Here is an 11,879-nt window from a genome sequence, read left to right on the forward strand (position 1 = left end):
GGCTATTCCTTATTAAATAAGCCGCGTTCGTTGGCTAATTCAGCAATGTTCTTTACGAGGTTATTCATGAATTCATGACCTTCATCATTTAGTTTGTCATTACCTTTTTTTAAAAGTGACTTATAACTTTCTAAAATCATTGGTTCAGCTTCGGAACGTGTATTGACATCTAGCGCGGGAAGTTCAAAAAATATTTCTAGTCCCTTGCTTAATGTTGATTCTGATAGCTCAATCGTGCGCATAGAGCCATCCTCAAGAGTAACAATAGTGCAATGGCTATTTGTTTTTCGCAGCATTGCATTAAGTTTGGCATCGATGAGGTATTTTCTATATTGAGCAATCTTTTGTTGAAAGTTCATATATGCCTTATTATGAAATTTAGGTACAGTTAGTCCCAGCTATTAGGCTGTGGTTTTTATTGATGAATTAGGTTTATTTATTTTTTCTGTAAGATTTTATTATCTGCATGTTCAATCGCAGCATCTACCCCGTCTAAAAGAGTTATTATTGAGGCTACTAAGTTTTCCTCATATTTATCTCTTGAATTTTCCAGCCAGACACTTAGTACCGCTTGAGCCTGTTGAACGCGGCAGACGGCATCAGTTAAGCATATGGTCATTGGTTGCCGTCCTTTGTAGCCATCGCCTCGATTAGATATGCAGTTACATCACCAGTTAAATGGCGAAGTAATGTAGCCATCGCTGTAATTTCCGAATCAACTAATTGGTTTGGGTAGACCTCCATCATGCTGCAAATAATCTCTGCTTGATGGGCGCGTAATGCGACTTCTTCTAGCGTGATTTCACTTGCCATTATTCCCTTCCTTAACACCAGCTAAATATGATGCGGTTTGTGATATTTTATTTGTAGCAATGGCCAGTTCAGCGAGGTCTGAAATAACACATGAAAGTTTGTTTAATGTATCTTTGTTAATATTCTCGTCTTCAGTCATCGTGAAAATACTAAGGCTAATATGGTTAATTGCATCAAGGATTGAAACTGTTTTAGTATCGCAGTCATCTGCAATATAGCCATAGCTAATGCTTGAACAGTCGCTGTCATAGCGAAAATCAGGAATATCTACTAATTGATAAAACTTTTTGGTCGTCATCTCATAGGCTCCATTATTTGCCGATGAGGTGATAATACTTAAGTATTAATTTTACGTCAATGGTATTAATATAAAAAGAATAATCATTTGGCCATGTCATTGTTAATTATGTTTATTTTGACATTAAAAAACCGGCGCAGTGGCCGGTTTGGTGTTTTAACAAGGTCTTATCAATATATTGTTGATACCCAGAACAGCCTTCCAAGAACTTCAAGGCTATCCATATCAACTTCTTCGTCAGGATATTCATCGGAGTTGTAGCTTCTGATAGTGACCTTGTCCGGGCCTGATCTGTATAGAATTTTTAATCTTTTCCACCCGCCTTGGTTTATGCCGTAGATTTTTCCATCTACGATACGTTTGTCATAACAATTGATGGCAACCGTGGAACCATCAGAAATCACAGGCTCCATACTATTTCCGTGAGCTGCAAAGCATAGGACTCCATCACCGTCACTATTGGCACCGACTTTCCGCAACGTGGCCTTTGAAAACCTCAGCTTTTTGCCGTTGTAATCTTCATCTAGGCAACTACCATCCCCGCATGCAAATTCGATATCCTTCAAGTAAGGTACCTCTACTTCGTCATTCTCAAGTGGTGTTTGACTACCCCAAGGGGAAATTCCAAACAATCTTTGTTCTGGGGTTTTAGCTGGGCCCATGCTCCCTTCGCCTTTACTCAGCCATATAGGATCTACATCTAACGCTTTAGCAATATCGACAATTTTCCCACTGGAATGGGCTTTTCCTGAGGTGAGTTTTTGTATAGCTCCTTGGCTAACTCCAACTCTCGATGCTAACTCACTTTGTGTTGTTCCAGCGTGTGCCATAGCCAGCTTAAGTCTGTCTGCAAGTGTATTCATTTAGTATCCCCTGTTGATAAGCCTATTTAATACCATGAGATTATATGTGACAAGTGAATAATGCTTGAAAGATTATTCCTTTGGTATTATTTTATGTCTTTAATATTAATACTGAGGGCTTGTTATGCTTGATGAGGTTTTTGATTCTCCAATGGCTAAGGCTGTTCATGTTGCTGGCGGCCAAAGTTCTTTGGCAAAGAAAGTGGGCGTTACTCAAGGGGCTGTTTGGAAATGGGTCAGGGGAATAAAAAATGTTTCTCCTGTTCATGCTGTAGCTGTTTCAAATGCTGTTGATGGTGTGGTTAAGCCTCACGAGCTACGCCCAGACCTACCTACGCTATTTCCCCATCCATCCCCAGAGGCGTGATATGTCATATAGCCTTGCCCATGTCGGCTTACCGACCGTGCATTATGGCGCTGATGCCGAATGGATACAGGAGCAACTACAGCGGCTAACGCCGTCAGTCAGGCCAAAAATCGCACTTAAGTACGCAGAAGTTTATCAGGAGGCATTCGAAAGCGAGGAAGTGACATACCGGCAAGAGAACAAGGCGAGGCGAGAAGCTAATACGCGACTCAGATTGTTTGTAAACCGGTATGCAGCAGCAAGCGAGGGGATCACGTCTCGCCCACCGCAAGCTGCTAAGCAGTAAGCCCACTTAGAGAGATTGACCTTCCAGACATTTAGCCGTCTAGATGTTTTGGGGAAGAGGGGAAAACTTTCTAGGGGGGTAAGGGGGGTGATCTTTGAAAGGGGTGTTAGGGAAGGCTTAGCCAGAGAGGGAGATCTCCTTACTAACATAAGATCACTGTAGGGGTTATCCCTTAAAAATCCGGCAAATCAGAGGTCGTACCAGATGTGCAAAACAATTCAAGGCTTGGTCTCTGGCATAGCCATTTTCAACAGAAGAGGTAAGTACCCAATGATTATTGGTGAGATTGAGAAAGCCTCGGAAGAGTGCAAGAAACTGGAGCGGGTTACTTTGGCGAGTCTTCGCGCTCCAGCTCTTGCGGAGGTAAAACATGCTTAACATCACTGCTAACTTAGCGCAGCAGCGTGCGCTGGATATGTTACGACGTGACTGGAAGCAGTACAACTCGTTCATGGTTTACAGCCCAACAGGGAGCGGTAAAACTGGCTTGAGTGCGTTTATCACTGATGGGTTTGTTTCACGTGGTATGCGCGTTCTGATGACCTGCCCCTATACCGTACTGGTTACACAGACGGCAAAGCGTTTTATTCAATATGGCCTGCCAGAGGATGAGATCAGCTATGTATGGCGCGATCACCCCAATTATGACCCAGAGCGCAAGATCCAGATTGCTTCCGCTGACACGTTAATCCGTCGTGACTTTCCAGAGAACATTGATTTGCTCATCGTTGATGAGGCCCATCTTCGCCGCAAAAAGATGCTTGAGGTTATTAAGTATTTAACGACGGAGACCCATGTCAAAGTTATCGGCTTGTCTGGCACCCCCTTTGCGCCGTTCCTTGGCAAGTATTACCAGCGACTCATCAAGCCAACCACGATTAAAGAGCTGATGGATACGGGCGTGTTGTGTGGCTACGAGTTTTTTGCGCCAACAAAGCCCGATTTATCAGGTGTAAAGGTTACTCGTTCAGATGAGTTCGGTGGCGACTACAAAGAGGATGAGGTAGCAGAGATTATGTGTGGCGCTGATCTGGTGGGCGATATTGTCAGTAATTGGCTTTCGCATGGCGAAGATCGCCCGACAGTTGCTTTTTGCGTCAATGTTAATCATGCCAACTATGTCACTCTCCAGTTCAATAAGGCGGGGGTAAATGCTGAGGTTATGACAGCCCAAACCCCACACGACGAACGCCAGATGATGATCCACCGATTCGAGCAGGGTGCGACAAAAATCATTGTTAGCGTTGGCACTTTGATTGCGGGGTTCGACAGTGATGTTCGTTGCATCATTTACGCCCGCCCGACGAAATCCGAGATCCGCTGGTTACAAATTATTGGCCGTGGGCTACGTACTGCCAAGGGCAAAGATAAGTGCTTGGTATTCGATCACTCGGGTTCTGTCCATCGGCTAGGTTATCCCGACAGCATTGAGTACGACACACTTCCCTCTAAAAACGATGGGATGAAAACAGCCGTATCGGAACGAGAAAACGAGAAGCGCGAGAAATTACCCAAAGAGTGTTCTCAGTGCCATTACATGAAGCCTGCTGGTGTTTACCAGTGTCCTAAATGCGGCCATAAGCCGCTTGCAGGTGAGGATGTTGATACGGATGCGAGCCGTGGACTCAAGCAAATCAGCGGGAAAAAGAAGGTTGTGACTAAGCAGCAGAAGCAAAGCTGGTGGTCGCAAATCAAGTTTTATCAGCGTCAACGCGCTGCACAAGGCAAGCCAGTATCTGACGGCTGGTGTGCTCATACCTTCAAGGACAAGTTCGGGACATGGCCCAACGGTTTACAAGATTACCCAATGGAAATTACCCCAGAGGTCAACAATTACATTAAGTGGAAGCAAATCGCCTTCGCTAAAGGCCGCGAAAAATCCAAAAGTACAGAGCCACGTCAGCCTGCGTTAAGTGGGATTGAGCAAGCGGAAAATCATCTCAGCAACGTTCGTGCGTCTTTGGCAGCACGTAAGGCAGTGGCACCATGAAAACTACTGATGCTGTGATCGGACGCTGGCCAGAGGTGTTCGAGCACTATGGTTTACCTCCTGTAACGGGTAAACGTCACTTCAAAGGGAAATGCCCAGCTTGCCAGTCGAAAGGCAGTTTCCGTTTTGACGATAAAGATGGGCGCGGTACATGGGTGTGTAAATGCGGCGCGGGTGATGGATGGAAGCTGCTTGCCATCACTCAGGGTAAGGATTTCAAAACACTTGCTGCTGAGGTCGATACGATTATAGGGCGGGAGTATCAGCCAAATACCGAATCCAAACCAGTGGAAAGTGGCAAGAAGAAACAGCGTGAAGCGGTTTCAAGAAAATATTCAGGGCTAGCGGAGCTTAGGGGGACGACCGGCGAAATGTATCTACGTAATCGTGGGATCAATACCCTTCCTTCAGATGCCATCCGTTTTTGCCTCGAGCAGCCATTTAACGGACGGCACTACCAAAGCTTATTTTCGCTGGCAACGGATGATAAAGGGGCGCTCTGTTATTTGCATCGGACTTTGTTGGATGGCGATAAAAAAGCCAATTTGGGTGAGAGCGCCAAGCGCATGCTGTCGCTACAAGAGGACAGCTATTTGGAGCACGCCGGTTCAGTTGCGATCCGTATGTTTCCTCCTGCATCCACGCTGGGTATCGCTGAGGGTATAGAGACCGCGCTGTCGTGCCGACAAATCTACGGCAGCAATGTATGGGCAGTACTGAACACGTCATTCATGAAGCGATTCAGAGCGCCGATGGGCGTTAAACATCTCATTATTTTTGCTGACACAGATTTAAATGGGGCAGGTCACGCCGCCGCTTTTGAGTGTGGGCATCGCAATATTTTATCCAACAACGATGTTGAGAAGGTCAGTATCCGCTGGCCGGAATCAGGTGATTTCAACGATATGCTCATCAATGGTGCACAAGTTTTCGAATGGCCGCTGGGGAGGGCCGCATAATGTCTAATAAAGGTAATCCAGTACATCAAGACCTATTCACAATTCCAGAGCCAACTTACAGCACCGAGGTTGCGGTAACGAAGCCATTACCACCCCAGCGGGTTATTACCGGGCATAAGCAGACGGATGCTTATTTGTGGGTGTTGGAGGTTATTAAGCTCAACGAGCCAGCGCACTTGCAAGCAGCAGAAGATGCACTGCAAAAACTGAAGATAACGCCTAAGCAAGCGCAGGAACACTATAGCAACTACTTGTTGAAGTCGGGTGCGGCTCCGTTCCAGATAGCGTTTAGCACTATGTCGATGGATAACCCAGAAGGCTATATAAGCGCGGCGAAACAGGCTATTTCAGAGGCTAGCAAGGTACGTGCTGTTTTTGGTTGCAATGAAGCCGCTTTGGACAATACCCCAGCGGAAGGGATGATGTTGTCCGGTGAGCTAGCGGATGTGTACTCATCCTGCTGGGGATGGACTGATGAAGAAATCGCAGATAATTGCGTTCAGGGAGCGCGTTGCTACGAGATTGATGATCAGCGAAAAGCGGCATCAAAGGGTTTTGTTGCTCAACTACCTGAGCCAGCCACGCTTTCAGATGTTGTCCGTGAGTTTCAATATTGGGATTGGCTCTATCAGTTGCGTAACCGTGCTGAAAAAGAGCTGGGCTATGAATATGCCGATGGTGGACGTAGCCATATTTATGATCGTGAGCAATATCTCGAAAGTCTGCTTGCAGTTATACGTCCTGTTAGCCGTGAAGAAGCCGTAGAGGTGTGCAAGTGGGTATTTGAGAAAGAACCCTTAATGGATCTTGGTGAGCTTACAGAAAATATCATTCTGAATTTAGTGGGGGAATGTGCTGATGCGTGATATTCAGATGGTCATGGAGCGCTGGGGCGCATGGGCCGCCAATAATAAAGAAGACGTTTGCTGGAACTCGATTGCTGCGGGGTTCTCTGGTTTAATTCCCTCAAAAGTAAAATCACGTCCTCAGTGCTGTGATGATGATGCAATGGTGATCGTGGGTTGTATGGCAACGTTGAACAAAAAGAACCCTGATGCTCATGATTTGCTGGTGGACTATTATTTATTTGGCAAAACGTTCATGGCGCTAGCCAAACAGCATAGTTGTTCAGATGGACATATAGGTAAGCAATTACAGAAAGCGGAGGGGATCGTCGAAGGTTTGCTGATGGCGTTAGATGTTCGCTTAGAAATGGATCGTTTAGTACGAAAAGAGGCGGTAGTAAGAAAAGTAGCATAATAGCTTTACGTACGTAAAAACGCTGATATTCTGATAAGAGTGGTTAGTTCGTCACCTAGCTTACATAATCAAGAAGCCCGCCTAGTGCGGGTTTTTTCATTTATGGCTAGATCTCGACCCTAGCGGGAAGTTTAGCGCATCATTAATAAAATACGTTATTATTTTGATACAAAAAATATGACAGCTATTTTTACTCATAGGGCTGATAATTGCGGCTACATTTATCAGTATTATTTTGAGTTGAGTTTTTCATGCAGTTTGACAAAAAGTTATACCCTCACACGTTAATTTCACTCGCAATGATTCTTTTTTTTCTATTATTAGAGAGAGTGAGCGTGCCGCTTTATGATGGTTTCGTTGTTGATTTCATCGAGTCATTACAATCGGTATGGCTGCTGTTCGGTGCGTTTTTTACATGGATGTATATTCGCAAGGCCCCTATATCTGAGCAGAAAAGAGCATTTTGGCTGTGGTCGATAGTGTGGTGGGTTACTCTTTTTGGGCGCGGTATTAGCTGGGGACGAGACTATTTCCCTGAAGAACCAAAAGTGATTTTTCGGACAATATCTGTAGTCTTGATCGGTGCAATCGTTTTATTGTTTTTCATGCCAAATATATTGCATGAGGTATCGTACAAGTTAAAGTCAGGAACCTTTCCTCTTTGGGATTGTTTACTTACAGTAGTGTGCTTCCTGATTTCAGATACGGTTGAACACCATAGATATTTTTCTTTTATCTTCCTGCAAGATCGAGCCTATCAGGATTTGATGGAGGAGTTGTATGAGACGCCATTTATGCTCTCACTCTTCTATGTGGCATACTACCTTATGAAAAGAGACAAAAGTTCGAGCATTAGTACAAACGCCGATGGTATGTGTTAATCCTAAATATATGTCGTAATCATCATGCTGCCCTGAGTCCAGAAGATGGAGCCAGAAGCGGGTGCAAAATGCACTGCCTCGGCTACTGCTTAAAGTAGTAATAAAATCAGAGTTTGTCTTAAAATAACCCACTGTTATTGCATGGATTAACATTAGCTAATACTATGCCCGCCGCTGTAGGGAGATACTCACCCAGAACGAGAGTAGTTATTGTTGGCTCCTTAAGTTAGCTCACTACAGCACTGGCCCTTTAGCTCAGTTGGTTAGAGCAGTCGACTCATAATCGATTGGTCGCTGGTTCAAGTCCAGCAAGGGCCACCAAAGCGGTCATCGTATAATGGCTATTACCTCAGCCTTCCAAGCTGATGATGCGGGTTCGATTCCCGCTGACCGCTCCAGTTTTAGCTATGTTTACACGGTAAAAATGAAGACGAGATTATGGCTTGCCATTGAACGCTGGTGGCAAATTAGAAGGTTAAAGCGGCATTGGATAGCACATCTCGAATTAAGGCGTTCAGCCTTAAAAGAGGGGCGATTGGGAATTCTGACCGTTTTCCATTGTGAACGCTGCTATCGGGATATTCAGACAGAAGCTTGTAGGGTGAAACTGAATATTGAATGTAAGCAAATATAAAATAACCATGCGGTATTGTAAGGTTAAATTTTCTCCTGTACGTTGCACGGGCTATAGCAGAATCAGGGGGGCTAGTTTTTCGCGTGGTTTTATAACGCAAGAGTAGTCGGCTGCTATAGCACCCTTAACCGCCACTAGCTCAGCAGGAAGAGCCGATAACCATTTAAGTTGTAGGTGCGGGGTTCGAGACCTCGGTGGCGGACCAATTATGTTAATGGAAGATATAGATGATGCCATCAAGAGACTTATACGTATTCTTAGGTATTTGTGTTCTGATGATGGTGTTCTATTTTTCTATGGTTTTGTTTTATGAATAAGTCAGCATATCATTCAGCGAAGAAGGGATAACCCAGAGCGTTTGGTGTGCTGCACAACTGCATGAGCCATCTTCATATAGCACCGAATACAGGTGCGCGTCTTTCAACCAGTGGAGATGGCTCAGCCGATTGTGTTGATGTTTTATTTCAGGCAGCCACAATATAGAACAATAGCAATATTAAGATTAATGACGCAGCAGAGGCTTGCAGCCCTATAAGCCATTCGCTCATGAAGACTCTCATATGTTCACCTTTAGATTCCTTTGTTAATCCAGTAAAACACTTCGCATATAGGATATAATAATTTATCTCCAAATCTAGTAATTAAGTACTTAGCTGTATGAGATTACAGGTGAAAAATCATTAGCTCAAAATCGATAATATAATGAGCTAAGCATTCTCACTGAATTCTATAACTATATTTATAGGCCACCTTCTGGTGGCCTTTTTCATATGTAGCGCCCAGCCAACAACCATCCACACATTAAACACTTTCTAGCAGAGAGTGGTTACGGCTGGGTGCTATTCCACTAATTAACCCTACCGCGCTGGTGGATGGGGGGAGAACATGAAAATGCACAAAAGCCCCGAGCTCTGGGCCATGTTAATGACATGGATTGCAGAGCACCGCAGCGAGGGAAGTTACGCATTCATTGCGGGTCTAATGGCTATTCTGCGGGGGATATATAACGGAGAGTCTCCGATGTGGCGACGGATTCTGGATGCCGCTATGTGCGCACTGGTGGCATTCTTTATTAAAGACCTGCTTACGCTAATGAGTTGGGATCAAGAGTGGGCATATATCGGCAGTGTCTTTATTGGCTTCTTGGGTATTGATTATTTCAGCTCGGTTCTACGTCGTGTTGTCGGCAGTAAGACTGGCGTCCCTCCTCAACAGTAAGGTAATTCCATGGATCTCGAACAGTTTCAAAAGGCGGCTGATATTAGCGCCGGATTAGCTGCGCGCTGGTTTCCGCACATCGATGCAGCAATGAAAGAATTTGGTATCACAGCGGCAACCGATCAGGCGATGTTTATTGCTCAGGTGGGTCATGAGTCTGGTGGGTTTCGGCAGGTTGTTGAATCACTGAATTACACACCGGGTGCTTTGGTTACTGTATTTGGTAAGCGTATTACTCAGCAGCAGGCCAATGCCCTTGGCAGAACGACGCAGCAACCAGCGCGACAAGATGCCATCGCTAATCTGGTTTATGCCAACCGCTTAGGTAATAAAGCCTCCGGCGATGGTTGGAAGTATCGAGGCCGCGGCCTTATCCAGATTACCGGACTTGATAACTATCGCGCATGTGGCGCAGCGCTAAAGCTTGATCTGGTGACTAAGCCAGAACTGCTCGAGCTAGAGCTACAAGCTGCGCGTTCGGCTGCATGGTTCTACACATCAAAAGGCTGTATGGCCTACGGTGCTGACGTCTACCGAGTGACGCAGATTATCAACGGCGGCTTGAACGGTATCGATGATCGCAAGGTACGCTACAACAAAGCGCGGGCGGCGTTGATGGTATGAGAGAGTTTGCTGGTTTACTCAAGATTTACTGGAAGCCACTAACGTTAATAGCGCTGGTGGCTTTGTCGTTATTAGGGGCTTACTCCGTCGGCTATGACAGCGCTGATAAATCTTGGCAATTAAAATGGACGCAGCGCGATAAAGATGATGCTGATGCTCTCGCCCAGCGACAGGCAGGCGAACGAGCAGAAGAGCAACGCAGGCAACAGGCGGCAAATCAGGCGGTAAAAGATGCAGATAAAGACAACGAACAGCTTAAAGCTGATGCTATTGATGCTCAGCGCTCTGCTGACAGGTTGCAGCAACAGCTCGCACAACTCAGGCAGAAATTTGCAGACAGTGAAACCGGCAAACTTTCCAGCGCTGCCAGTTCAAGCGCGCCAAAGTCCCAAGCCATCATATTGCTTACCCAGTTGCTCAGCGAATCTAACGAAGCAGCAAGAGAGTATGCAAAAGAGGCTGACCGTGCTTATAGCGCCGGACAAACCTGTGAACGCATCTATGATTCCGTCGCAACAGTGAATCCTTAGATACCAACGTAATACCTTTGCAATACCGATCGTTTTGAACGATCGATAAACGATAATTGATCTATACAACCAATTTTAACCATATTCTTCATGCTGTTATCTTCGCTTTTATTTTGGGAAGGAACTCAGCGTGAAGTTTTCCAATGGTGCGAAAACAGTATTTATGGTGTTGGGTATTGGTGTGGTGTGCATTATTGGTGCTTTAAACTGGGCTATAAACGGATCTACTTCTCGCGGTGGGAAGCTAGAAATGCCAAAGCCTCAAGGGAAAGAATTCCGATGTGGTGACCAAGCGAAGGTTGTAACTCAAAGTCGGTTGTTTGAGATATTGAATAGAGCCCCTGTCGGTATGTGTGTAAGTCGTATTAATGATGATACTTTCGTCGTCAGAGAGATGGCGGTGATACAGAGATGATGGAACCCGCCCAGTTCGAAATGAGTTATCTATATATTACAACGTGATGTGTATCCACTAACTATTGATTAATTTCTGTTATGTTTCCTATGCGTACGCAATCATAGGAGATATACGTAATGAAGTACTATGTTCACACTCTAACTGACAATCAAAATGACCATGAAGTGCACACCGAGAACTGTTCACGCCTTCCTCTGGCAGCTAATCGTAAATACCTTGGAGAGTTTAGTTCCTGTCAACCTGCCGTGCAGACTGCTCGTAACCTTGGTTATTCTCGAGTAAATGGTTGTTATTGGTGTTGCACTCCATGCCACACATCTTGATATCAGGGTAGTGAGCATCATGAAGGTCGCTTAGGCGGCCTTTTTTATTGCCTAAATATTACTAATGTAAGGAACTAACTATGTACGCACTAAAAATTATTACTGTAAAAAATGATGGCAATCCCGTTGAGTGTGTGACAGCTCTTGGCGACTGTTATCGATTGGAGTTCAACCCAGCGATAGCTGACCCCAAAGTGGTTGCTCGCGTTCATTATACAAAGGATGACAACACCCCTTGCATTGAGATTAATCGTGGCAATGAGGCATTTATCACCACGCTTGATAATAAGACTGTTCGGGTCATTTGCCGTGCTGATATGGCTTTTGAAACCTCGCTAGCTTCATAGTTCATATAAGCATTACAGCAGGCATTCACTGAGTGCCTGTGATAATGCTATTCGCTACAATCACTTCA

At 45.1% G+C, this 11,879-nt stretch carries 17 protein-coding genes and 3 tRNA genes; 15 read left to right on the top strand and 5 right to left on the bottom strand.

Translation table 11 applies throughout. The features are described 5' to 3' along the window. Positions 1 to 2: 2 nt before the first annotated feature. From K9N75_RS07775 to K9N75_RS07795, 5 genes are all read right to left on the bottom strand, one after another. On the bottom strand, positions 3 to 359 hold the full coding sequence (locus K9N75_RS07775) for a hypothetical protein (RefSeq protein ID WP_224452429.1): 357 nt from the start codon (positions 357 to 359) through the stop codon (positions 3 to 5). A gap of 77 nt (positions 360 to 436) precedes the next feature. After that, positions 437 to 619: a hypothetical protein gene (locus K9N75_RS07780; protein WP_224452430.1), complete on the bottom strand. Its 183-nt coding sequence runs from the start codon at positions 617 to 619 to the stop codon at positions 437 to 439. Continuing rightward, positions 616 to 813: a hypothetical protein gene (locus K9N75_RS07785; protein WP_224452431.1), complete on the bottom strand. Its 198-nt coding sequence runs from the start codon at positions 811 to 813 to the stop codon at positions 616 to 618. Before K9N75_RS07785 ends, K9N75_RS07780 begins: the two co-directional genes overlap by 4 nt. Beyond that, complete coding sequence (locus K9N75_RS07790) at positions 803 to 1,111, bottom strand: hypothetical protein (RefSeq protein ID WP_224452432.1); 309 nt, start codon at positions 1,109 to 1,111, stop codon at positions 803 to 805. The genes K9N75_RS07785 and K9N75_RS07790 overlap by 11 nt, the downstream gene beginning before the upstream one ends. Before the next feature lie 170 nt (positions 1,112 to 1,281). Then, positions 1,282 to 1,974: an XRE family transcriptional regulator gene (locus K9N75_RS07795; protein ID WP_224452433.1), complete on the bottom strand. Its 693-nt coding sequence runs from the start codon at positions 1,972 to 1,974 to the stop codon at positions 1,282 to 1,284. A 124-nt stretch (positions 1,975 to 2,098) separates the two neighbouring features. Here K9N75_RS07795 and K9N75_RS07800 point away from each other — a divergent pair, with 124 nt between their 5' ends. From K9N75_RS07800 to K9N75_RS07870, 15 genes are all read left to right on the top strand, one after another. Beyond that, positions 2,099 to 2,341: a transcriptional regulator gene (locus tag K9N75_RS07800; RefSeq protein ID WP_224452434.1), complete on the top strand. Its 243-nt coding sequence runs from the start codon at positions 2,099 to 2,101 to the stop codon at positions 2,339 to 2,341. Position 2,342: 1 nt separating this feature from the next. Then, positions 2,343 to 2,627 (top strand): hypothetical protein, encoded by a 285-nt coding sequence (locus tag K9N75_RS07805; RefSeq protein WP_224452435.1) that lies wholly within the window; start codon positions 2,343 to 2,345, stop codon positions 2,625 to 2,627. A 370-nt stretch (positions 2,628 to 2,997) separates the two neighbouring features. Further along, on the top strand, positions 2,998 to 4,617 hold the full coding sequence (locus K9N75_RS07810; RefSeq protein ID WP_224452436.1) for a DEAD/DEAH box helicase: 1,620 nt from the start codon (positions 2,998 to 3,000) through the stop codon (positions 4,615 to 4,617). Continuing rightward, positions 4,614 to 5,576: a DUF7146 domain-containing protein gene (locus K9N75_RS07815; protein WP_224452437.1), complete on the top strand. Its 963-nt coding sequence runs from the start codon at positions 4,614 to 4,616 to the stop codon at positions 5,574 to 5,576. The genes K9N75_RS07810 and K9N75_RS07815 overlap by 4 nt, the downstream gene beginning before the upstream one ends. Next, entirely contained in the window at positions 5,576 to 6,442 is an 867-nt protein-coding gene (locus tag K9N75_RS07820; RefSeq protein ID WP_224452438.1) for a helix-turn-helix domain-containing protein, read from the top strand. The genes K9N75_RS07815 and K9N75_RS07820 overlap by 1 nt, the downstream gene beginning before the upstream one ends. Next, positions 6,435 to 6,836 carry an antiterminator Q family protein gene (locus K9N75_RS07825; protein WP_224452439.1) on the top strand — a complete coding sequence of 134 codons (402 nt, stop codon included), beginning with the start codon at positions 6,435 to 6,437 and terminating at the stop codon, positions 6,834 to 6,836. The genes K9N75_RS07820 and K9N75_RS07825 overlap by 8 nt, the downstream gene beginning before the upstream one ends. A gap of 251 nt (positions 6,837 to 7,087) precedes the next feature. Further along, a complete protein-coding gene (locus K9N75_RS07830) occupies positions 7,088 to 7,717 on the top strand; it encodes a hypothetical protein (protein WP_224452440.1) in 630 nt (209 codons plus the stop codon). Positions 7,718 to 7,961: 244 nt separating this feature from the next. Beyond that, positions 7,962 to 8,038: transfer RNA gene (locus K9N75_RS07835), tRNA-Ile, on the top strand. Positions 8,039 to 8,040: 2 nt separating this feature from the next. Then, positions 8,041 to 8,115 (top strand) — tRNA-Gly (locus K9N75_RS07840). 364 nt (positions 8,116 to 8,479) lie between these two features. Continuing rightward, positions 8,480 to 8,556: transfer RNA gene (locus K9N75_RS07845), tRNA-Lys, on the top strand. Positions 8,557 to 9,236: 680 nt separating this feature from the next. Then, the gene (locus K9N75_RS07850) at positions 9,237 to 9,569 is read left to right on the top strand and encodes a phage holin, lambda family (protein WP_025797669.1); all 333 of its coding nucleotides are present in this window, start codon (positions 9,237 to 9,239) and stop codon (positions 9,567 to 9,569) included. A gap of 9 nt (positions 9,570 to 9,578) precedes the next feature. Continuing rightward, the gene (locus K9N75_RS07855; protein WP_224452363.1) at positions 9,579 to 10,193 is read left to right on the top strand and encodes a glycoside hydrolase family 19 protein; all 615 of its coding nucleotides are present in this window, start codon (positions 9,579 to 9,581) and stop codon (positions 10,191 to 10,193) included. Then, positions 10,190 to 10,723 (top strand): DUF2514 family protein, encoded by a 534-nt coding sequence (locus K9N75_RS07860; protein WP_224452364.1) that lies wholly within the window; start codon positions 10,190 to 10,192, stop codon positions 10,721 to 10,723. The genes K9N75_RS07855 and K9N75_RS07860 overlap by 4 nt, the downstream gene beginning before the upstream one ends. A 130-nt stretch (positions 10,724 to 10,853) precedes the next feature. Continuing rightward, positions 10,854 to 11,138, top strand: a complete 285-nt coding sequence (locus K9N75_RS07865; protein WP_095661837.1) for a hypothetical protein — start codon at positions 10,854 to 10,856, stop codon at positions 11,136 to 11,138. 406 nt (positions 11,139 to 11,544) lie between these two features. Then, positions 11,545 to 11,811, top strand: coding sequence for a hypothetical protein (locus tag K9N75_RS07870; protein WP_096080958.1), 267 nt, complete (start codon positions 11,545 to 11,547; stop codon positions 11,809 to 11,811). The last annotated feature ends 68 nt before the right edge of the window (positions 11,812 to 11,879 follow it).

The sequence above is a fragment of the Hafnia paralvei genome (assembly GCF_020150375.1).
Lineage (GTDB): Bacteria > Pseudomonadota > Gammaproteobacteria > Enterobacterales > Enterobacteriaceae > Hafnia > Hafnia paralvei.

Excerpts from the sequence above, each read along its gene's own strand:
- K9N75_RS07775 (WP_224452429.1), bottom strand. The coding sequence starts at position 359 with ATGAACTTTCAACAAAAGATTGCTCAATATAGAAAATACCTCATCGAT.
- K9N75_RS07780 (WP_224452430.1), bottom strand. The coding sequence starts at position 619 with ATGACCATATGCTTAACTGATGCCGTCTGCCGCGTTCAACAGGCTCAA.
- K9N75_RS07785 (WP_224452431.1), bottom strand. The coding sequence starts at position 813 with ATGGCAAGTGAAATCACGCTAGAAGAAGTCGCATTACGCGCCCATCAA.
- K9N75_RS07790 (WP_224452432.1), bottom strand. The coding sequence starts at position 1,111 with ATGACGACCAAAAAGTTTTATCAATTAGTAGATATTCCTGATTTTCGC.
- K9N75_RS07795 (WP_224452433.1), bottom strand. The coding sequence starts at position 1,974 with ATGAATACACTTGCAGACAGACTTAAGCTGGCTATGGCACACGCTGGA.
- K9N75_RS07800 (WP_224452434.1), top strand. The coding sequence starts at position 2,099 with ATGCTTGATGAGGTTTTTGATTCTCCAATGGCTAAGGCTGTTCATGTT.
- K9N75_RS07805 (WP_224452435.1), top strand. The coding sequence starts at position 2,343 with ATGTCATATAGCCTTGCCCATGTCGGCTTACCGACCGTGCATTATGGC.
- K9N75_RS07810 (WP_224452436.1), top strand. The coding sequence starts at position 2,998 with ATGCTTAACATCACTGCTAACTTAGCGCAGCAGCGTGCGCTGGATATG.
- K9N75_RS07815 (WP_224452437.1), top strand. The coding sequence starts at position 4,614 with ATGAAAACTACTGATGCTGTGATCGGACGCTGGCCAGAGGTGTTCGAG.
- K9N75_RS07820 (WP_224452438.1), top strand. The coding sequence starts at position 5,576 with ATGTCTAATAAAGGTAATCCAGTACATCAAGACCTATTCACAATTCCA.
- K9N75_RS07825 (WP_224452439.1), top strand. The coding sequence starts at position 6,435 with ATGCGTGATATTCAGATGGTCATGGAGCGCTGGGGCGCATGGGCCGCC.
- K9N75_RS07830 (WP_224452440.1), top strand. The coding sequence starts at position 7,088 with ATGCAGTTTGACAAAAAGTTATACCCTCACACGTTAATTTCACTCGCA.
- K9N75_RS07850 (WP_025797669.1), top strand. The coding sequence starts at position 9,237 with ATGAAAATGCACAAAAGCCCCGAGCTCTGGGCCATGTTAATGACATGG.
- K9N75_RS07855 (WP_224452363.1), top strand. The coding sequence starts at position 9,579 with ATGGATCTCGAACAGTTTCAAAAGGCGGCTGATATTAGCGCCGGATTA.
- K9N75_RS07860 (WP_224452364.1), top strand. The coding sequence starts at position 10,190 with ATGAGAGAGTTTGCTGGTTTACTCAAGATTTACTGGAAGCCACTAACG.
- K9N75_RS07870 (WP_096080958.1), top strand. The coding sequence starts at position 11,545 with ATGTACGCACTAAAAATTATTACTGTAAAAAATGATGGCAATCCCGTT.